17 protein-coding genes are annotated in these 20,135 nt (G+C 63.5%); 7 read left to right on the forward strand and 10 right to left on the reverse strand.

Translation table 11 applies throughout. The features are described 5' to 3' along the window. Positions 1 to 246: 246 nt before the first annotated feature. From MTX34_RS08445 to MTX34_RS08455, 3 genes are all read right to left on the reverse strand, one after another. Complete coding sequence (locus MTX34_RS08445; RefSeq protein WP_243609075.1) at positions 247 to 1,566, reverse strand: UDP-glucose/GDP-mannose dehydrogenase family protein; 1,320 nt, start codon at positions 1,564 to 1,566, stop codon at positions 247 to 249. 187 nt (positions 1,567 to 1,753) lie between these two features. Beyond that, positions 1,754 to 2,053 carry a hypothetical protein gene (locus MTX34_RS08450; protein ID WP_243609076.1) on the reverse strand — a complete coding sequence of 100 codons (300 nt, stop codon included), beginning with the start codon at positions 2,051 to 2,053 and terminating at the stop codon, positions 1,754 to 1,756. 49 nt (positions 2,054 to 2,102) lie between these two features. Continuing rightward, on the reverse strand, positions 2,103 to 3,548 hold the full coding sequence (locus MTX34_RS08455; RefSeq protein ID WP_243609214.1) for a sugar transferase: 1,446 nt from the start codon (positions 3,546 to 3,548) through the stop codon (positions 2,103 to 2,105). Between the two features lie 603 nt (positions 3,549 to 4,151). Between MTX34_RS08455 and MTX34_RS08460 the strand changes: the two genes are divergently transcribed. Then, positions 4,152 to 4,727, forward strand: a complete 576-nt coding sequence (locus MTX34_RS08460) for a hypothetical protein (protein ID WP_243609077.1) — start codon at positions 4,152 to 4,154, stop codon at positions 4,725 to 4,727. A 26-nt stretch (positions 4,728 to 4,753) separates the two neighbouring features. Here the strand turns inward: MTX34_RS08460 and MTX34_RS08465 are convergent, their stop codons facing one another. Genes MTX34_RS08465 through MTX34_RS08495 form a run of 7 tightly spaced genes read right to left on the reverse strand, consistent with a single transcriptional unit; the run spans position 4,754 to position 12,758 of the window. Then, complete coding sequence (locus MTX34_RS08465) at positions 4,754 to 5,605, reverse strand: sialate O-acetylesterase (protein ID WP_243609078.1); 852 nt, start codon at positions 5,603 to 5,605, stop codon at positions 4,754 to 4,756. Beyond that, the gene (locus MTX34_RS08470) at positions 5,602 to 6,819 is read right to left on the reverse strand and encodes a lipase family protein (RefSeq protein ID WP_243609079.1); all 1,218 of its coding nucleotides are present in this window, start codon (positions 6,817 to 6,819) and stop codon (positions 5,602 to 5,604) included. Before MTX34_RS08470 ends, MTX34_RS08465 begins: the two co-directional genes overlap by 4 nt. A 4-nt stretch (positions 6,820 to 6,823) precedes the next feature. Next, positions 6,824 to 8,086 carry an acyltransferase gene (locus tag MTX34_RS08475; protein WP_243609080.1) on the reverse strand — a complete coding sequence of 421 codons (1,263 nt, stop codon included), beginning with the start codon at positions 8,084 to 8,086 and terminating at the stop codon, positions 6,824 to 6,826. 16 nt (positions 8,087 to 8,102) lie between these two features. After that, complete coding sequence (locus tag MTX34_RS08480) at positions 8,103 to 9,347, reverse strand: lipase family protein (protein ID WP_243609081.1); 1,245 nt, start codon at positions 9,345 to 9,347, stop codon at positions 8,103 to 8,105. Further along, positions 9,344 to 10,045, reverse strand: coding sequence for a YveK family protein (locus MTX34_RS08485; protein ID WP_243609082.1), 702 nt, complete (start codon positions 10,043 to 10,045; stop codon positions 9,344 to 9,346). Before MTX34_RS08485 ends, MTX34_RS08480 begins: the two co-directional genes overlap by 4 nt. After that, positions 10,042 to 11,286, reverse strand: a complete 1,245-nt coding sequence (locus tag MTX34_RS08490; RefSeq protein WP_243609083.1) for a S9 family peptidase — start codon at positions 11,284 to 11,286, stop codon at positions 10,042 to 10,044. The genes MTX34_RS08485 and MTX34_RS08490 overlap by 4 nt, the downstream gene beginning before the upstream one ends. 5 nt (positions 11,287 to 11,291) lie before the next feature. After that, entirely contained in the window at positions 11,292 to 12,758 is a 1,467-nt protein-coding gene (locus MTX34_RS08495; protein ID WP_243609084.1) for a polysaccharide biosynthesis tyrosine autokinase, read from the reverse strand. A 92-nt stretch (positions 12,759 to 12,850) separates the two neighbouring features. Here MTX34_RS08495 and MTX34_RS08500 point away from each other — a divergent pair, with 92 nt between their 5' ends. The 6 genes from MTX34_RS08500 (at position 12,851) to MTX34_RS08525 (ending at position 20,069) form a co-directional block, all read left to right on the forward strand. Next, positions 12,851 to 14,290: an O-antigen ligase gene (locus MTX34_RS08500; RefSeq protein WP_243609085.1), complete on the forward strand. Its 1,440-nt coding sequence runs from the start codon at positions 12,851 to 12,853 to the stop codon at positions 14,288 to 14,290. A gap of 142 nt (positions 14,291 to 14,432) precedes the next feature. Then, a complete protein-coding gene (locus MTX34_RS08505) occupies positions 14,433 to 15,923 on the forward strand; it encodes a cellulase family glycosylhydrolase (RefSeq protein WP_243595129.1) in 1,491 nt (496 codons plus the stop codon). A 435-nt stretch (positions 15,924 to 16,358) separates the two neighbouring features. Next, positions 16,359 to 17,492, forward strand: a complete 1,134-nt coding sequence (locus tag MTX34_RS08510; RefSeq protein ID WP_243609086.1) for a glycosyltransferase — start codon at positions 16,359 to 16,361, stop codon at positions 17,490 to 17,492. Continuing rightward, positions 17,489 to 18,484 carry a GDP-mannose 4,6-dehydratase gene (locus tag MTX34_RS08515; RefSeq protein ID WP_243609087.1) on the forward strand — a complete coding sequence of 332 codons (996 nt, stop codon included), beginning with the start codon at positions 17,489 to 17,491 and terminating at the stop codon, positions 18,482 to 18,484. The genes MTX34_RS08510 and MTX34_RS08515 overlap by 4 nt, the downstream gene beginning before the upstream one ends. Then, on the forward strand, positions 18,481 to 19,455 hold the full coding sequence (locus MTX34_RS08520) for a GDP-mannose 4,6-dehydratase (RefSeq protein WP_243609088.1): 975 nt from the start codon (positions 18,481 to 18,483) through the stop codon (positions 19,453 to 19,455). The genes MTX34_RS08515 and MTX34_RS08520 overlap by 4 nt, the downstream gene beginning before the upstream one ends. Beyond that, complete coding sequence (locus tag MTX34_RS08525) at positions 19,452 to 20,069, forward strand: DapH/DapD/GlmU-related protein (RefSeq protein WP_243609089.1); 618 nt, start codon at positions 19,452 to 19,454, stop codon at positions 20,067 to 20,069. Before MTX34_RS08520 ends, MTX34_RS08525 begins: the two co-directional genes overlap by 4 nt. Positions 20,070 to 20,135: the final 66 nt, after the last annotated feature.

Genomic DNA, 20,135 nt, shown 5'->3' on the forward strand with positions numbered 1-20,135 from the left:
TGAACACAATCGACACGGTGATGTGAGGCTTCACAGGCTTCAGCGCCGATTATTGTGCGATCGACGGACTCACCCCCGTCGAAGGGCTCCTGAACAAACCCTCAGTAGACCGAATGGGTCGAAGCAAGGATTTCGCCTACATCAGCGAGCGCAAGAAATCGAATCGGCGGAAAGTCAGAGTCAAAAGAATGAGTTCCTCAATTCATTCCAACGAATGAATTTTTCGCTCGGTTTTCTTCATCCTGATCAGGGACGGCCGAGCCCGCGGTAGTTCCACCCCGCCGCCCGCCACTGCTCCGGGTCCAGGCAGTTACGTCCGTCGATCAGGGTCTTGCTGCGCACTGCGCCATCCAGGTCCTCAGGAGCAAGCGCCTTGAACTCTTTCCATTCCGTCAGCACCAGCACCACGTCCGCGCCCTCGCACGCCTCCAACGCGGAGTTGCTGTAGGTCAGAGTGGGGAACAGTGCCCGCGAGTTCTCCATGGCTTTGGGGTCGTACACGTTGACCGCGGCCCCCTGGAGCTGGATCTGCCCGGCAACATTGAGGGCCGGTGAGTCACGCACGTCGTCCGAATCGGGCTTGAACGCCGCACCGAGCACGGCGACCCGAGCACCGAGAAGTGACCCACATGCCTCGCGCGCCAGCTCGACCATGCGGGTACGGCGTCGCATATTGATGTTGTCGACTTCGCGCAAGAAGGTCAGAGCCTGATCGGCACCGAGTTCACCGGCCCTGGCCATGAACGCCCTGATGTCCTTGGGCAGGCAGCCACCACCGAAGCCGATGCCGGCGTTGAGGAACTTGCGTCCGATACGTTCGTCGTGGCCGATGGCGTCGGCCAGCACGGTGACATCTGCACCCGCGGCTTCGCACACCTCGGCGATGGCATTGATGAACGAGATCTTTGTGGCCAGGAACGCATTGGCGGATGCCTTGACCAGCTCGGCGGTAGCAAGATCGGTGACCAGGAACGGGATCTTCTCGTCGAGCAGTTGCGCGTAGACCTCACGGGCGAGGTCCTCGGCGCGACCCGGACGGGCGCGGTCGACACCCAGCACGAGGCGATCCGGATGGAGAGTGTCTTTGACGGCGTAACCCTCCCGCAGGAATTCCGGGTTCCAGGCGACCTCGACGCCGTCACCCGCGGGTGCGAGTTCACGGGCCATACGGCCGAGACGCTCGGCTGTGCCCACAGGCACGGTCGACTTACCGAAGATGACCGCAGGCTTCGTCAGCAGTGGGGCCAGCGTGTCGATGACCGAGTCGACGAACTTCATGTCGGCCGCGAACTCCCCCTTCTTCTGAGGAGTACCGACGCCGAGGAAGTGCACGTCCGCGAAGTCTGCGGCTTCCTGGTACGACGCGGTGAAGCGGAGACGGCCGGCCGCGATGTTGCGCTGCAGCACCTCTTCGAGACCGGGCTCCCAGAAGGGAACCTCACCGGCTTCGAGCTTGGCGAGCTTGGCCGGGTCCACATCGACACCGAGCACCTCGTGGCCGAGTTCGGCCATGCACGCGGCATGAGTGGCACCGAGATAGCCGGTACCGAAGACTGTGATTCGCATACTGTTCGTTCCCCGTCGGTTGTGCTGTTGAGCCAAGTGTTCGGTCGAGACAATGCCCCGACTGATGCTGGGCTCTCGCGTGGACTACACCCGCGTCTGCGAATAGTAAACGCAGTCCCGGCGTCTCCGATACTCCAGGGACGGGGTCCACAACACGATGGACGGCCGGTAACTCAGGAACCAATTTCTAGCGACGAACGGGAAACTGCGGGTTCTCAGGCTCCTCGACGGCCTCGGCGCAGCGGTGGATGAAGTCGCTCAATTCGGTCCGAACCTCGGGGGCAAGTAGGTCCAGCGAGGCCTCGGTGCCGTGATATTCGGCGAATGCCGATGTGTACGCGTCGACGCTGTCCGAGATCACCGCGTGCAGCGAGGTCGACCGATTCAGATGCACCCGTGCAATCAGGTCCACGCGATCGGACAAGAAATCGTGAAAAGAGTTCTGCGCCAATGAGGTACCAATTTCGTTCTCCGAAATACTCGTCATCAGAAAATGATACGAACAAACCCGACCACCCGCACGATGAGTGCCTGTGTCAGTACGCGCCTTCACTCTTGAACACGGCCACTGCAGTTTTGGCGATGATGAGCAGATCCCCCGTCATCGACCAATTCTCGACGTACGAGAGATCGAGACGAACGCTTTCCTCCCACGACAGATCGGATCGGCCACTCACCTGCCACAGCCCGGTGACACCCGGCTTGACGAGCAGGCGGCGTCGCACCTCGCCGTCGTAGGTTTCCACTTCACTGCGCAGTGGCGGTCGAGGACCCACCACACTCATCTCGCGCTTGAGCACATTGACGAACTGCGGCAGCTCGTCGAGGCTGAACTTCCGCATCACCTTGCCGACGCGGGTGACCCGTGGGTCGTCGCGCATCTTGAACAACACTCCGCCCGCGCCTTCGTTCAGGGCGGCCAGTTCTTGCACACGCTTGTCCGCATCCTGCACCATGCTGCGGAACTTGATCATCTGAAAAGGCTTGCCGTCGATGCCCATTCGTTCGGAGTTGTAGAAGACCGGGCCCTTGCTGGTGAGCTTGATGATCACGGCGAGGGCGATGAGGATCGGTGAGATGAGCAGCAGAATCGAGGCGGCGAACACGAAGTCGAAGGCCGTCTTGCTGAAGCGCTTCGCGCCGTTGTACTGCGGCTTCTCGACGTGGATGAGCGGGAAGTTCGCCACCGGTCGCATCACCAGCCGCGGACCTGCCACGTCCACCACACCCGGGGACACGACGAGGTCTACCTTCTTCTTCTCCAAGTCCCACACCATCTTTCGCAGACCGTGATGGCCGATGTGCTCGGTGGCCGTCACCGCGACGGTGTCGGCTCCGGACGCTTCGATGGCCTCGACAACGCTGTGCTCGTCTCCCAGCACGGGGATCTCGACCCCGTCGACGGTGAGCGAGGTGTCGTTGCCGGGCTCGTAGTTGGGGAGGCAGATTCCGACCACGCTGTAGCCGGCTTCGGGAGAACGCTCGAAGGACGCCGCCATCGACAGCGCCGAACTACGGCTTCCGACAATGAGTACCGACGTTTGGTAGCCGCCGTGAGCGCGCTTGCGGGCAACCACCTTGCGCCACCCCCACCGACTCAGCAACAAACCGATCATGCCGACGGGTAGCGCGATGGCCAGATACAGCCGAGCGATGTCGAACCGGAACAGCAGCGACAGAATGGCAATGGTGCCGAAGAGGCGGAAGGTGGCCGAGACGATGCGTCGGTACTCCTCCGAGCCGTTGCCGATCACCCGCGGAGAGCGGGTGCGGAAGATGGCGAGGAACGCCAACCACAAGACGGCGAGCACACCCGAGATTCCGAAATAGCTCACGATGGCCCACGGCTCACGAAAGTCGATATCGCCGAAGCGGATGATCTGAGCGACCGTGACGGCACCGAGAACAACAAGGGTGTCGGTCACCCGTAGTCCCTCGGTGTAATGCGTCTCCCAATCACGACGCGACGTCGTCTTACGCAGCCGTCGTGCGTCACGCCGCGAGACAACCGAACTCTGCGTTTCCAGGTCTCTGACTGACACTTGTTTCCCCTCGGTACGTACGCGTTGCCGAACCCCTGCGTGATCGACACTGCTCCGTGCCACCCCGTCGTGCAGATTATCTTGTTCTACTTATCGTGTCACTTGGTAACGGTATGTTGATCGACGCAAAACCGCAGGTCGTTACATGTTTCGAGTGCATTAACCAGAGGCGTCCAGAGTGTTTCTGGCAGAGCAGAATCCCACATTCCGCCCCACTCCCCGAGGTCCACTAAGCAACACAACGTCACTCGATGTCAACCGTTGTCGGTCGAACGTGCGACCTGAACCGAGGTGCTAACGTGTGGCGACTTCGGGGGGAGCGTTGTGAGTCTGAAAATGCGTCTACTGCGCGTCGCGGCGTTGCTGGGACTGCTTGTGTTCGTCGGACTTGTGCTACCCAAGCTCGGGCCGCAAGCGCCGGGTGGATACCAAGGCGCAGCGTTTCCGGCCACCACTACGACTCCGGCCACGAGCACGCCGCCGGCCGCCGGTTCCCCATTGGCAACGTCCACCCGTCCTGGACCGCCGCCCGGGTTTCCGTCGATGGAGTTTCCGCCGCCCCAGAACATCGTGCCCGAGGGTGACCCCATCCCCATCGATACCAGGTACGGCATCAGCTATACGGTGCCCGGTGATTGGAGAGACGGCTCCCAGGCTGTTGCGGGCTGGGAGGGCGACACAGGGTCAGTGACCTTCGGAGGCATCGCCATGTACGGCTACGACTATTGTCCCGAGCATCGAGACGGGGCCCGCAAGGCAATCACGGGGATAACTGGCCGTAACGGAATCGACGTGGCCACAGCAGCATTCGAGGTAAGTCGACAGGCCGAGGCTATCTTCCGGGACGAGCCTGACGATGGTGTACAAATCGTTTATTCAGAACCGACAGAGTTCGCGATCGACGGGGCACCTGCGATTCGCTACTCGGTTGCCGCACGCAACCTGGCGCAGAAATTCGATTGCGACCCAACTGAAGCCACCTTCGATGTGGTGGCAACACAGGGCTACTCGAATGCAACCGTCGCGGTGTTCATGGTGCAGACCGACCAACAGATCGACGGAGCCCTCGAACCTGCTGACGTCGATCGCATCATCTCGACCCTGCGCCACAAGAAGTGACGATCGGAGCACACCGTGGACTACAGCTACTGGATACGCGATGACAGTCTCGCGAACGCCGTCCACATTCGGTGCCCCAATTCCCGTTGCCCTGCACCGCTGTAGTGGATCTTCTCGGTCTCGCTGTTGTAGAGCCCCTTCGGGCCCGGCACATACGCAACGTTAGTCCTTCGACGCGGAGTATCGGCATGTACCGCGTCGATGACGGCGTAGTTGGGCTCCCCCGATTCGATTTCGTCCGGCACCATCTGGCCCAGAACAAAGGGCACATCACCGAACTCGGTGCGCAGCGCATCGATGAGACTGTCGAGCTTCTCGGCGTACACCGGCCCGGTCAGCAACGGCACATCGCTCTCGCCCTGATGCCACAGCACCGCCGCGAGCTCGTTGCCGGGCTTGGTGGCCAGGCCGGTGCGGATGCGCTGCATGGCATTCCAGAACAGATTGACGCGGGCACCCGTATCGACTGGATCCCATGAGATGCCGTGGATGCGCGCAAAGCCCGAGTCTCCGCGCGCGTAAGGAACGAGCAACACCGGTTTACCCGTCGTATCGGCGAGGTGCGCTGCAAACGTCGGGCCGAACCCCACGGCCTTGGATGGAACCTCGTGAAACAGCGGATTGCTGCCCGCCACGATGGTGTTCTTCGATCGCCCCGACGCTGCCCACTGATGCACCTGCGGATGCGGCGCATCCAGGCCAGCCCTGTCCAATCCGACGCCGGCACCGTGCGCATTGGACTGCCCCAGCACCGCAACAACAAGATACGGCTCGTCGATCGCGTCCACCGCAATGCCGCGTCCCAGACGCTTCTTCACGACGTCCTTGGCCCGGACTGTCAGATCCTGACGTAACCCCACGACGATCCCCCTGTTCAACTGCAATCGTTCTGCGCAGGTACCCCGGCGAAACGATCCGCTATCCACTGATTGACGGCGTCGCCGTTCACGTCTCCGTGCCCCCGCCCGGCCTGACGATCGATGGTGATGACGTCTCCGAACGCGCAGGCCTGCTCGAGGGCCGTGTCGGTCCACGCCGCATCGATGTACGTGTCGGCGTCGCCGTAGGCCACCAGCATCGGTGCCGAGGCCGGGCCCTGCGGCACGGCCATCCGAGCCAGAGCCTGTCGAAGGGCAGCCGCAGCAGCATCGGACTTCGGTGCAAAGTCTTTGTCCCCCAGCCTCTTCACCGCGTCCTCACGTGCACCGGCCTTGTCCGGAGTGCACCCGGTGAGCGCAGCCCAATTCTGCGCGGCATCGCCGCTGCGGTAGTCGTCGAGGTTCAGAGGCGAGTCGCGTCGCGCCAACGACTCCAGCACCCACTGCAGCAACGGGCCCTGGTCGTCGGTCAGTGTTCCCGCAATGGCCTTGTCCACCAGCCCGACCATGTTCGCTGCAGGTGCCAGAGCGACGGCACCGACCAGATCCAGCTCGGGCGCATAGGAATCGGCGAGTTCGTTCGCCGCCCACGCAGCGCCGCCACCCTGCGAACCACCGAACGCAGCCCACTCGGTACCGACGTCGGGGAAGACGTTGCGCAGAGCGCGAACGGCATCGATGACGTCGTAGCCGGCGGTGATGTTGTCCAGGTACGCGTGGTTGCCGGGATGTCCCAGACCCTCGTAGTCGGTGATGGCGACCGCGAATCCCGCTGTGGTGTAACCCTGTACGAGCGCCGATGCGCCCAGCAGCGACGCGGACCTCGACGGCGCGCATGCCTGCTCGATTCCCGTTGTGCCATGGGCGTAGGAGATGACGGGCCATCCCCCCTCGGGCGCATCGCCGGAGGGGGTGAACACCGTGCCCGATACCTCGCGCTCGCCCACACCCGGCTGCACCGAGCGGTACACCACCCGTGCCGATTCGATACCCGACATCCGCACCGGCAGTGGCAGATTCGGCATGGTCTCGGCACTCACGATGGAGCCGCTGCCGGTACCAGGATTCGCGATGTCCATCGTCTCAGGATCTGCACCACGAACCACCGATGCCAGAGCGCCCTGCGCCTGGCCGCCGAGCGGCACCACCACGGCGCATCCCGCGAGCAGAGGGAGCAGCAGCAGCGGCGCGGCGAGCCTACGGACGGAGTGCATGAATCTATTTGCTCGCCTTGAATCTACGCGCGTACGTCAACGACGGCTTCTCGATGAAGCGGTATGTCACCGCTCCGAATGCGATGCTCACGGCGCTCACCAGCACGAAGTTCCGCAGTAGCCCCAACGGGCTGTCTCCTGCCATCCAGCCGAAGCGCCCCACCATGATCAGAATGGGGAAGTGCCACAGGTAGACGCTCAGCGAGATCATGCCCACGTAGCTCAGTGGTGCCCAATCGGCCCATTCGGCCAACTTCGAGCGCTCACCGCGGGCCAGCGGCACGACGATGAACAGAATCAGCAAGGCCGATCCGAGTGACACGGTGGACGTCTGCCAGCGCGAGTTGTTGTCGATCAGCATCAGCGAGATCACTGCGGTCGGAATCATCGCGATGCCCGTCCACCACCGCATTCTGTCGACGAACGCGCCCTTCAGAATTCCGTTGTCGATCGCGACGAACACCACCGCCGCCAGCATGCCGTACGTGAAATTGTCTGCCAGCGACCAGAAGCTACGGCTGAGCACCGCGATCTCGTTGGGTCCCCATTCCAGCAGTTTCGGATCGGTGATGCCCGACGGCCCGACGCGCGATGCGGTGTAGAGCTTTCCGGTGATTCCGATGGCGAACATGATCACCACCGGGATCAACGCCAGCACCGGTGCCGAGAGGGACGTGCGCTTACGCAGGAAGAACGCGATGCTCGTCAGCAACGGCAGTGCGATGTAGAACGCGAACTCCAGCGACAGCGACCACGACGGGTTGATGCCGGTCTGGATCATGCTCGGAATGTAAGTGTGCACCAGCGTCAGATTGGCCAACAGTGTCAACGGGTCGGTGAGGATGCCCAGACCGTTGTCGGTGAAATGCTGCTCGGCCACAGCGGCGTTCTCCACGAACACCGCACGCATCACGTAGTTCGCGAACAGGAAGATGAACAGGTACGCCGGAAACACTCGCAGCAACCGATGCATCGCGTAGCTGACATTGTTCGGCATCGGTTTGCCTGCGAACAGCTTTCGGACCATCGGCAGGAAGATCAGGAAGCCCGACAGCGCGAAGAAGAAGATCAACCCCTGACCCAGCACCCCGAGCTTGTAGGTCAGGACCGTCTGCGGCGAGTAGTGGCCGCCGACGTGCACGGCGAGCACGCACAGGCAGGCGAATCCGCGGGGGCCGTCGAGCCCGACGAGGCGGGCAGGTCGTTTGATTCCGGTATCGGAGACCGCGGTGGCGGCGGTCGCGGTGCTGTCGGGTGTGGCGGTCATGGATACCCTCTGAAGGTCATGGCGCAGGAGGCGGGCAGAAGCTGATGGCGTCGATACCGGCGAACCGGTCGCCGAGCCATCCGAACGCAGCAGCACCGTCGATGTCTGCGTGACCGGAATTCGGTTGGAGCACAGATTGAATCGTGTCTCCGTTGGCGCAGCCGGCCGCGATGGCGGCCTCGGTCCACGGCTGCGAGATCAACGTGTCCTGGCCACCGTAGAGAACCAGCATCGGTGCGGCGGCCGGTGACGTCGGCAAGCTCATCTCACGCAGGTAGTCCGCGAGCTTCGCCGTCGCCTCGGGGGTTGCCGGACGCAGATCGTCGTCACTGATCTGCGCCGCCAGGGATGTGCGGTCGGCAGCGAGGACGCCGCCGCACGCCGAGAGCTCGTCCCACTTCTCCTCGACGATGCCCCGACGGTAGTCGTCCAGGTCGATCTCGGGATGCGACTGGGCCAGGCCCACCAGAACCCACTGCAACAGGGGCTTCTGATCGTCGGTGAGCGTGCCGTTGGCGGCCGCGGCCGCCAACCCGGTGATGTCCGCTGCCGGGACGAGGCTGACCGACCCGACCATGTCGAGACCCTCGCCGTAGGTCCCCGCGAGTTCGTTTGCGGCCCAGGACGCCTGACCACCCTGCGACCCGCCGAACGCAGCCCACTTCGTGGACGCATCGGGAATGAGCTTGCGGGCAGCGCGCACCGAGTCGATGAGGTTGTTCCCGACGGTACGAGCGTCGAGATAGGGATGGTACGAACCCTCGAGGCCCAGCCCCTGATAGTCCGACACAGTGACGACGTTCCCGGACCGCACCAGAGCCGCGACGATCTGCGAACTGCCGAGCAGTTCGGGATCGGTGGACGGTGCGCAGTCCTCGAGCACGCCGGTGGTGCCGTGGCCGTAGGCGATGATGGGCCAACCACCCTCGGGCGGTGTGCCGTCCGGTGCGAAGATCGTGCCCGAGACACGCTGCGGTGAACCGTCGACCCCGGAGGTGGACGAGTAGATCACCCGCGCGGCAACGGACGACACGGCGCTGACCCGGCGATCGATGGTCAGCAGTTGCTGCGCACTCTCGAGCGAACCGGGTCCTGCTTCGCCGTAATCGGCGTCGAGCGTGGCACCGAACGCTGCGGATTGTGAAATCGAGTACGGATCGGCAGGCGGTTCGTCGGAGGAACACCCCGACGTCACCAGGATCAAGGCCAGTGCGCAGGCACCGCTCGCTCGGCTCACTCGGTGCGTTCTCGACAGTGTCATCGGACCCCCTCTGCAGCTGGCGTCCGCTGGGCAGCGGTCGCCTGCTTCACGATGTTCTCCACTTGATCGCGATGGTCGATCGAGTCGCGTGCGATTCCGAATGCGAGCACCAGCACACTGCTCAGGATCGCGCCCATCACTCCCCCCAGAATCATGTTGCTCGTCGGCGTCGGTGTGGTGGCCGAATCAGGAGTGGTGGCCGCATCGACGAGCGTCACCTCCGACACCGCTCCGTCGGCCCCAAGATCGACCTCCCCGACCAGCTTGATCAGTTGCACTGCAACGGCATTGGCGATGTCTCGCGCCTGCTCGGCATCGGCGTTCACCACCGAGATGTCGATCAACGCCGAGCCCGGAGTGGGCACCACCGTGATGTCGTTCTTCAGCACGTCGGGCTCGACCGGCAATCCTTCCGACGCGATGACGCGCCGCAACACCTGTTCCCCGGTGGCCAACTGAACGTACGTCTCGACGCGGACCAACGACCCGCGATTGCCGTCGAGCGAGTTCTTGGGCGACGTGGGGCCGGGAGCCGTGACGAACACGCGGGAAGACGCGGTGAATGTCGGCTCGACCAACTGCGTCGCCAACCACCCGGCACCCGCCGACAGTATCGCGGCGGCGAGAACCAATGCCCAGCCGGACAACAGAATACGGCCGTAGTCCTTGAGGGTCGGCACACCCGCGGGTGCGATCATCGATTCAACTCGCATGTGTCGACGGGACGTTGGCCGGCGAACATGCCTTTGACCCACGGCAGCGACCGGCTGCTGTCCAGATCGCCGTGCCCCTCACCTTGATGCAGCTCGTACTCGACGAGGTCTCCGGAATCGCACGCCCGCTGCAACGCCTTCTCGGTCCACGGTTCCAGAATCAGATCGTCCTCGCTGCCGTACATGACCAACAGTGGCGTCGTCGAACGCTGCTGCGGCAGAGCCATATCCGACAGGTATCCGCGCAGACGATCCGTTGCTTCGGCGCTGACCGGCGTCAGGTCCGCGGCCTGTAGACGCGCCAGGAGCCCGGGCACGTCGTCCGACTTCGGCGGCACGCATTCCATGAAGTCGTCCCACCGCTCCCGCGCCAACCCCGACCGGTAATCGTCGAGGTTCATCTCGGGATGACTGATCGCCAAGGTGTGCAGCGCATACATCAACAGGGGGTACTGAGCCCGCGTCAGAGTCCCGTTCGCGGCAGCATCGGCCAAGCCGGACATGTCCGACACCGGCACCATCGCGGCGGTCCCCACCAGCTCGAGCCCGCCCCCGTACTCGGCATTGCGGTCGCTTGCCGCCCACGCTGCCATGCCGCCGAGCGAGACTCCGTAGGCGGCCCACCGCGAGCTGAGGGTGGGCATGAAGTTCCTGGCCGCACGGACGGCATCGATCATGTTGTAGCCGAACGTCTTCGAGTCCAGGTACGGGTGATACGACCCACCGAGTCCGAGCCCCTGATAGTCGGTCATCGCCACCGCGAAGCCGTTGAGCACCAACGCTGCCACGATGGGGGCGCTTCCGAGAAGGTTGGCGTACCGCGACGGCCCGCACGCCTCCAGCACTCCCGTCGTGCCGTGCCCGTAGGACACCACCGGCCAACCCCCCTGGGGCGCAGTGCCACCCGGGATGACAACGGTGCCCGAGACGTCCGTCGGCTCCCCCGTCACGCCCGACGTCGATCGATACACCACGCGAGTCGCGGTAGCCCCCAACTCGGTGATGTCTGCTGCGATGTCCTCGATCGGCTCGGCCGAGATCAACGAACCCGGTACGGCACCACCGAAAGTGGACGGTGGCGGCGGCTCCGACGCCGCCGGAGCGGCCGTGACGGGAGCCGTCTGCGCGCCGGGCGGCAGTGTGATCGGAGCTTGCTGCGAGCAGGAAATCGACATTACGGCGGCGGTCGCCAGGACGCCGACTCGGACCGCCCACCTACCGAACATCGAGGCTATCCTCTGCTCGCCGACGAGGTCGCAGTGTCGTTCTGCGCCGGCTTCGGCCTGACCACCGCAGACGCAGGGGACGGAGCCGACGCGGGCGGAACAGTGTATGTCTCTGCGCTCGAGGGTGATTCGCGGACGTTCTCGGAGGATGCGGAGGTGCCACCGAGGAGGCGTCGACCCGAGGGTTCGAAGGTGGTCACGACGCCCAGAACGGTTCCGCCGACACCGTCGAGCACCTTGATCGCACGGCGCAGCTTGTCGCGCGTGGTGCGGCCGGTGCGCGCGAGAACCACTGTGCCGTCGGCCAATGCGGTGAGGATCGCACCGTCGGTGACCTCGAGCAGAGGCGGTGTGTCGATGATGACGTAGCGGTATCGCTCGCGCAGCGATTCGAGCAGCTGCTGGGCGCGATCCGATCCGAGCAGTTCGCTCGGATTCGGCGGCACGGGCCCCGAGGGCAGTACCGAGACGCCGTCGAACACATCGTTCTGGATCGCGTAACCGATATCGTGCTCGCCCGAGAGGACGGTCGACAGACCGCTGTGCTGGTCGACACCCAACCGGGTGCCCAACGTTGCGCTGCGCAGGTCGCCGCCGACGAGAAGCACCGTGTGTCCCGCCTCGGCGAGCACGGCCGCGAGATCGATGGCCGTGCTGGTGCGTCCCTCGCCGCCGGCCGGACCGGTGATGGTGATGACGCGCGGCGGAGAACCGCCGCCGAGGAAGCGAATGTTGGTGCGCAGGGCGCGGAGCGGCTCGCCCATCGTCTTCACCGACGCCACCGCGACCGTGGGGCGCGTCCCGTCGGCAGGGAGACCGCCGAGCACGACGCGGCCCGAGACGTCCTCCGCGCGCGGCCTGTCCCGGATCGAGCGATCCAGCAGACCGCGAAGCAGCGCGAGCGCGAGTCCGAGAACGAAGCCCATCGCACCGCCGAGACCGAGCGCCGTGGTCAGGCCCATGCCGATCGGTGCCGACGGAACGTCGCCCTGATCGACGATGGTGGCCCCGGCCGCGGGATCGCCGCCGCGCTGCGATGTTTCGAGTTCCTGCACCACCTGCGTCAGCTGCCCGGCCACCGCGTTGGTCAGTGCCTGCGCGACCTCGGGATCGGGATCGGTGGCGCACAGATCGAGCAGAACGGTCTTTTCGATCGGCGTCGCGGTGATCCGGGAACGCAGGTCCGCCGCCGACCCCTGCAGTTGCAACTGATCGACGGCTCTCTGGGCAACCTGGGTACTGGTGGCCAATCCGGCGTACGAAGACACGCGTTCCTGCGAGAACAGGTTGTTCTGGTACGCCTCACCGACGGAACTGCCGCCCTCGGTGGTGACGAACAATCGCGCACACGCTTGGTACTGCGGCGTCGTGAAGAACGTGTAGGCATAGCCGCCGGCGATGCCGATAACCGTCGCGAGAGCGACGATCCACCAACCCGCGCGAAGGATCCGCCAATACTCTCGAATCTCCACGAGTGCTCCTATCGAATGACGTCGGTCAAGGGGAAACAATAAAGCGCAGCGAAGGATTCGGCACGGCGTACATGTTGCGAGTGGATGAAAGCGTGACAACATCAGAGCCTATGAGCATCGCGCAGCGGGTCGGATGGGTTGCCATCGTGGCAATCCCCGTTCTCGTTACATTCGCCGTGATCGTCGGCGGAACTCCAGCGAAACTGGCGGCATTCGCCCTCGTCGCGCTGACCGTGGGAGCGTACGTCGGCCTACGTCATCCGCTGTATTTGACTCGCGCTCTTGCATTTTCACTGGGCGCACTTCCGTTCGGCTACGCACCGGGCACACCGGCACCGCTGATCTTCACACTGACTGTCGCGACGATTCTGGCCACTGTGATTCACCGCACAGCGGTGAGCCGCATCACATGGCCGGAAACGACCGTCATCGCACTCATCGCCTTGTCTGCTCTGTCGGTCGTCGTCACCGCCACGGGGCCTAGCGATTTCTTCGAGTTCGGTAAATGGCTCATCTCGACACTCGTGGTGGTGTGCCTGTTGCGTATGCCCCGGGACGAAATGGCGATGTTCGGCAGGATCTACGTCTACGCCGCCTCCGGCGCAGCCGCATTCGCGTTGCTGATCTTCGTCGGCGATCCCGCGGGAAAGCTCATTCGCTACCTGTCGATCCTCGGGTACGGCTCCGAGGAGGAGAGCACTCGCTTCGTCTACAGCCCCACCGGAGCCACGTCGGTTCGCCTGGCCGGGACCTACATCGACCCCAACGCGGCCGGAATCGGCTTCGTCCTCGCACTCATGCTGTGCATCCTGTTGCTGCGTGGATACCTGCGTACCGCTCTCGCTACTCTGCTGTTCCTGTCGATCGTGCTCACCCTGTCGCGAGCGGCCCTGTTCTCGGTGGTGCTCGGGGTACTGCTGATGTTCGCCTTCCAACAACTGCGGGCCAGAGAACGTTTCGCCATCGTCGGCGCATTCCTGGCGGCCTTCGTCGGAGCCCTCGCAGTACCCAGCGTGCGCAGCCGAGTTTTCTCGTCCTTCGGCAACGAGGACGCAGGCTCGAGCGCACGCGGCGATGCGCTTGCCGAATTCCCCGGCCACATGCAAGGCCACTGGCTGTTCGGCCTCGGTTGGGGGCGGCCGGAATTCGTCGATCCCGCCACCGCATTCGAGGTCAATTTCGTCGCCAACTCGCCACTGTTGACCATCTACCGCGGCGGTATCTTCACCGGCCTGGCCTTCACGGCAATTCTCGTTGCCGGTGCCGTCGTGGGCTACCGGATGCTGCGCTCGGGACGCTGGGAGCTCGGCTTCTACGGCGGCACCTTCATCGGTTTCTCGGTGGTCGCGCTGCAACTCGACTTTCCCGTCGTCAGCACGCCGGCGACCACAACAGCGTTTTCCGTCATGCTCGCATTCGTCGTCTACGCGTGGGAAAAGACGACCCAAACCAATCAGAATGGCGACAACGTCGAGAATACGAAAACGAAAAGCTTGCTTTCACCCGAACGCACTCGACCAGCAGTTTCATAATTATCGGTCGGCTTCTTGGGATTTGTCCAAAAACGCGTCCGAAGTGCAATGATTCACCACACCGGCCCGTCGAATGTTGGTACGGACCCCCTGGTGGAAAGAATTGAAGATGGTTCCCTTTCGCGGTGGCTTTCGCGCAATAATGTCAGCGACAACCGTGTTGATCGTCGCGGCCGGGCTCACCTTCGGAGTCTCGTCCGTCCTCACTTCACCCGATCACCTCGTCGGCGCATCACGCGCCGAAGCAGCCCCCAACCCACCCGGCGTCGGCATTTCCGACGGCGGCGGACTGCTCTGGGCCTCGGACGCGGAGCTGGACACCACCGTGCAATTCCTGAACGCAATGGGCGTCACATCGATGCGCATCGCCATACCGTGGTCGACCGTCGAATACACCCAGAACCAGCTGGACTGGACGGCCGTCGATCGCGTCGTGAACAAGCTTCGAGCAGCGAACGTCTCGATGCTCGGCATCATCGCGTACACCCCGCCGTGGGCGACCTCTCCGGCCAATCAACCCATCAACACCCGCCCCGCGTCACCTGCGGCGTTCGGCGCCTTCGCCGGCAAGGTCGCCGCCCGCTACAAAGGGAAAGTTGCCGACTACGAGATCTGGAACGAGCCCAACGGATCGATGTTCTACGGGCCGCAACCCGACGCGGCCGGCTACACCGCCCTGCTGAAGGCCGCGTACCCCAAGATCAAGGCAGCCGACTCGGCCGCGACCGTCGTCGGCGGTGTCCTCGGTGCAGCAGAACAGGCTTGGGGCATCGTCAACCCCGTCGACTTCACCAATCAGATGTACGCGGCCGGTGCCGCCGGCTCTTTCGACGCCCTCTCCTACCATCCGTATCAATACTCACTGAAGTTCTCCGAAGGCCCCTACGTCGATCATTCACCGGCCCGTCAGGTCATGGACATGCGCGCGGCCATGGTCGCCAACGGTGATGGCAGCAAGAAGATCTGGGCCACCGAGTACGGCGTCCCCACCTCCGCAGTGTCGGGAGACCAGCAGAACGCGATGATCACCGACTTCATCCAGAAGTGGCGTGAGCTGCCGTACACCGGGCCGATCTTCCTGTACACGATGCGAGACAAGGCGACCGGCAGCAATGACCCGGAAGATACGTTCGGCCTGCTCGAGAGCAACTGGGGTGCCAAACCGGCTCTATGGGGCGTAATGGGCCTACTGCAGCAGGGCATCCCACGCACCGCCGAGTACAACCGATTCGCTGCTGCTCCGAACAACTCCGGGGCGGTACTGGGACCGGTGTTCCCCGTGCGCGATACGTGGGCGCAGTACCGCCAGGACGCGGTTCTCTACGAGATGCCGAACGGTTTCGTCGCCGTTCCTCGCGCTGTGGCCGAATCGATCCGGGCCACCGGCTTTCTCCCCACGACGCCCTTCAACGGCACCTACCAGGACTTCGACAGCCCCTTCGGCCTTCGTGTGTTCTCCACCGCCATCGGCGGTACCCGCAACATCGGTGGCGGCATCTACAGCGCCTGGGATCCCACCCTCGGGCCCGCAACGAGCGACGAGATGCCGCAGTACGGCGGCGGCGTACGGGTGACGTTCCAGTACGGCGCGATCACCTGGACACCGTATGTGGGAGCGACCGTCACCCGCTGAATTCATTCGATCAATTGATCGATAATTCACAAACCGCACGGCCCTTTTCATGGGGTCCGCCATGCCCATTTCTCGGCGCAATCATTGCGGCCGCGTTAACTCTGCGCAAAGGTGCGGTTTCAATTCAACGATCAAGTATTTTGCTTTGTGAACCACCTCACTTAGTGCTATCTATTTCTTCCCGAAGCGGATATTCATATAGCGCGAACGAATGACTCTTCGTGGCAGGATTACGTCCAGTGTTCGCACGTCTCGTCGGGGGACACCCTAATTTCGACGCTCTTGTTCTGCACCGTCGCAGAACCGGAGCGTCAACAGGCGTTTCGAGATTCCCCCTTGGCTCCACACGAGTACGGACCGACACGATGGGTAGCTCATGAAGACGGACAGCGTTGTGTCTCAATCGGGTTCACACACCTGCCTTCGGGCGGAGATATGATCGACGGCCTGCGCGTGGCCATCGCACACGACTACCTCACCCAGCGCGGTGGTGCCGAGAAGGTCGTGCTCGCCATGGCCCGCGCCTTCCCCGACGCACCCATCTACACGACGCTGTTCGAGCCGTCGGCGACGTTTCCCGAATTCGCTCGACTCGACGTGCGACCATCCTCGCTGAACCGCGTCGGATTCCTTCGCAAAAATCACCGAGCCGCACTTCCCCTGCTGCCGTTCGCATCCTCGTCCGTCAAGATCGACGCCGACGTGGTCCTGACGAGCACCAGTGGCTGGGCCCACGGCTTCCACACCACCGGTCGCAAGCTGGTCTACTGCTACTCGCCGGCGCGCTGGCTGTACGAATCGCAGATGTACCTGGGTGAATCTCGAAGCCCGGTCAAACGTGTTGCACTGAGGGCACTCTCGTCACCGCTACGCCGTTGGGACAAACGCGCTGCACTCTCGGCCGACCGCTACCTCGCCATCTCCACCGTGGTCCGCAAGCGCATCACCGACGCGTACGGCATTCCCTCGACGGTGGTGCCTGCACCGTTCACGGTCGAAGCCGACCCCGCTGAAGCCGTCCCCGAGGCCACCGCCTGGCTCGACGGCGGCGGCTACTACCTGTGCATCTCACGGCTGCTGCCGTACAAGAACGTCGACAAGGTGATGGCCGCGTTCGCCGACACCGACCGCAAACTGATCGTCGTCGGTCGAGGCCCCGAGGCCGAGCGACTACGAAAGCTCAAGTCCGACAACGTGCTCATGCTCAGCGATCTGACGTCGGGACAGATGACCTGGCTCTATCGGGGTTGTAACGGTTTGATTGCCGCAAGCTATGAAGATTACGGATTGACCCCCATCGAAGCGGGTTACCACGGCAAGCCGAGCGCAGTGCTCCGCTGGGGAGGCTTTCTCGATACCGTCGAGGAGGGCGTCTCCGGGGTGTACTTCGATCGGCCCCAACCGGATTCGATCCGCGACGCGGTCGCGCATCTCGAGCGAACAGCCTGGGAACCACTGAAGATTCAGGCGCACATGGAGCAGTTCAGCGAAGAACGCTTCGCCGCCGAACTCATCTCCGCAGTATCCGACATTCGTGCAGAAAAAATCGAGAGGACGGCGTCGCGATGAGCAAGCGCGCTTTGATCACCGGCATCACCGGGCAGGACGGCCTCTATCTCGCAGAGCTGCTGCTGAGCAAGGGCTACAAGGTGTTCGGTCTGCTTCGCGGACAGAACAATCCGAAGGCACCGATGCTGGAGCGAGTACTGCCCCAGGTCGAGATTCTTCACGGCGACCTCCTCGACCTGTCCGCGCTGATGCGCGCGTTCGCGGTGGCCGACCCCGACGAGGTCTACAACCTCGGAGCCGTCTCGTTCGTCGCGTACTCCTGGGAGAACGCCCGCCTCACCACCGACGTCACGGGCGGCGGAGTGCTGAACATGCTCGAGTCGACCCGGCTGTACGAGCAGGTCGCCGGCAAGCAGGTTCGCTTCTACCAGGCGTCCAGCTCGGAGATGTTCGGCAAGGTGCAGCAGGTGCCGCAGCGCGAGGAAACTCTGCTCTGGCCGCGATCGCCGTACGGCGTGGCCAAGGTCTACGGGCACTACATGACCATCAACTACCGCGAGTCCTACGGCATGCACGCCAGCTCCGGCATTCTCTTCAACCACGAATCACCCCGTCGTGGGCCGGAATTCGTGACTCGGAAAGTGTCCCAGGCCGTCGCCCGTATCGCCCTCGGGTTGCAGAGCGAGATTTCGCTGGGCAATCTCGACGCCAAACGCGACTGGGGTTTCGCCGGCGACTACGTCGAAGCCATGTACCTGATGCTGCAGCAGGACGAGGCCGACGACTACGTGATCTCCACCGGCGAGACCCACTCGATTCGCGAACTCCTCGACCACGCTTTCGCCGCCGTCGACATCCACGACTGGGAGCCCTACGTCACGATCGATCCGCGCTTCTTCCGGCCCGCCGAGGTCGACCTACTCGTCGGCGATTCGTCGAAAGCGCATGCAGCTCTTGGCTGGAAGCCCAAGGTTGCCTTCCCCGAACTGGTGGCCATGATGGTGCGTAACGACCTCGCCGAACAGGCCCCCGACACCGTCAAGATCGCGTGAACACCAGGCTCCACCCGACCGCTCTGATCACGGGAGTGGCGGGTCAGGACGGCAGCTACCTCGCCGAACTTCTGCTCGGCCGGGGCTGGGCCGTGCACGGCGTCGCCAAGCCTGGCGGGACCAACCACTCGGTCAACCCACTCGTCGAACAGCACGATGTCGAGCTGAGCGACCACCGGGGCACCGCAACACTAATCACCGAGACCGACCCCGACTACGTTTTCCATCTCGCCGGGATCTCCTCGGTATGGCGGTCGTGGAACGACCCGGTGCTCACCACCAGGGTCAACGGCGTCTCTGCAGCCGCATTGCTCGACGCCTGCTTCACCCACCAGGAGGCGTCGGGAAAGCGGATCGTGATGATCAACGCATCCAGTGCCGAGATCTTCGCCGGATCCGGTGTCTCGATGCAGAGCGAGGCGACCCGAATCGCACCGACATCGCCCTACGGTGCGTCGAAGGCGCTCAGTCATCACATGGTCGATGTCTATCGATCGCGAGGACTCGAGGCCACCAATGCCATTCTCTACAACCACGAGTCACCGCGTCGGCCGGAATCCTTCGTCACCCGGAAGATCAGCAAGGCTGCGGTTGCCATCTCGCGAGGACAGCAGACCACCCTCGAACTCGGGAACCTCACTGCGGTGCGTGATTGGGGCTGGGCTCCGGACTACGTCGACGCGATGGCGGCAATGGCCGAGTACGGCAAGGGTGACGACTTCGTGATCGCCACCGGGCAGGCCCACAGCGTTGCGGACTTCGTGTCCACCGCCTTCGAGGCCGTCGGCATAGACGACTGGCGGGCCTACGTGCGGAGCGATTCCGAGATGCTGCGACCGATCGATTCGGCAAGGATGGTGGGCGACGCCGCCAAAGCCCGTGACCTGTTGGGATGGGCACCGACCAAGGACTTCGACGAGATCGTCAAGTCGATGGTCCAATTCGACATGACCGAGGAGATGGCAGCATGACAGCGGTGGAACGGCCTGTGAGCAGCTCCGAGCCCGAGATCTACGACGTGTCGAACTACAAGATGCAGGACATCACGTTCAAGCGGAAGCTGCGCAATCGCATCGGCACCCTCGGCTTCAACATGATCGTCACCTACGTTCCGTCACACTGGATTCGGCAGAACTTCCTGCGTGCCTTCGGAGCGACGATCGGCAAGGACACCTCGATCTTCCGCGGCACCACCATCCTCGATCCCGAGGGCCTCACCATCGGGGACGCCTGCGCCATCGGGTTCCGGTGCATGCTCGACGCCCGCGGTGGCATCACCATCGGCAACAACGTCGTCATCGCCAGCGACACCCACATCATCGGTGGATACCACGATCACAACTCTCCGGAATTCACACCGATCCTCGAACCCTGTGTCATCGGCGACTACGTGTGGATCGCCAGTCGCAGCACCATTCTCAGCGGAGTGACCCTCGGACGCGGTGCCGTCGTCGGTGGTTGCTCGATGGTGCGCGCAGATGTCGGCGAGCTCGAAGTTGTTGCCGGTGTACCCGCGAAAGTGCGAGCGATGCGCGATCCCGAGGCACTCGCCTACCGCCCCAAGTATCGGCCGTTGTTCTACTGACCCCCATGTGCACGGAACTTCGTAGTCCACTACGAAGTTCCGTGCACGACGGAAGGGAGCCACCGG

The sequence above is a fragment of the Rhodococcus sp. ARC_M5 genome (assembly GCF_022810405.1).
Taxonomy (GTDB): domain Bacteria; phylum Actinomycetota; class Actinomycetes; order Mycobacteriales; family Mycobacteriaceae; genus Rhodococcoides; species Rhodococcoides navarretei.

What these genes read in the sequence shown, in the direction of transcription:
- MTX34_RS08515 (WP_243609087.1), top strand. Translation starts at nt 17,489, where the DNA reads ATGAGCAAGCGCGCTTTGATCACCGGCATCACCGGGCAGGACGGCCTC.
- MTX34_RS08525 (WP_243609089.1), top strand. Translation starts at nt 19,452, where the DNA reads ATGACAGCGGTGGAACGGCCTGTGAGCAGCTCCGAGCCCGAGATCTAC.
- MTX34_RS08485 (WP_243609082.1), bottom strand. Translation starts at nt 10,045, where the DNA reads ATGATCGCACCCGCGGGTGTGCCGACCCTCAAGGACTACGGCCGTATT.
- MTX34_RS08460 (WP_243609077.1), top strand. Translation starts at nt 4,152, where the DNA reads ATGGAGTTTCCGCCGCCCCAGAACATCGTGCCCGAGGGTGACCCCATC.
- MTX34_RS08470 (WP_243609079.1), bottom strand. Translation starts at nt 6,819, where the DNA reads ATGCACTCCGTCCGTAGGCTCGCCGCGCCGCTGCTGCTGCTCCCTCTG.
- MTX34_RS08445 (WP_243609075.1), bottom strand. Translation starts at nt 1,566, where the DNA reads ATGCGAATCACAGTCTTCGGTACCGGCTATCTCGGTGCCACTCATGCC.
- MTX34_RS08505 (WP_243595129.1), top strand. Translation starts at nt 14,433, where the DNA reads ATGTCAGCGACAACCGTGTTGATCGTCGCGGCCGGGCTCACCTTCGGA.
- MTX34_RS08490 (WP_243609083.1), bottom strand. Translation starts at nt 11,286, where the DNA reads ATGTTCGGTAGGTGGGCGGTCCGAGTCGGCGTCCTGGCGACCGCCGCC.
- MTX34_RS08480 (WP_243609081.1), bottom strand. Translation starts at nt 9,347, where the DNA reads ATGACACTGTCGAGAACGCACCGAGTGAGCCGAGCGAGCGGTGCCTGC.
- MTX34_RS08450 (WP_243609076.1), bottom strand. Translation starts at nt 2,053, where the DNA reads ATGACGAGTATTTCGGAGAACGAAATTGGTACCTCATTGGCGCAGAAC.
- MTX34_RS08475 (WP_243609080.1), bottom strand. Translation starts at nt 8,086, where the DNA reads ATGACCGCCACACCCGACAGCACCGCGACCGCCGCCACCGCGGTCTCC.
- MTX34_RS08510 (WP_243609086.1), top strand. Translation starts at nt 16,359, where the DNA reads ATGATCGACGGCCTGCGCGTGGCCATCGCACACGACTACCTCACCCAG.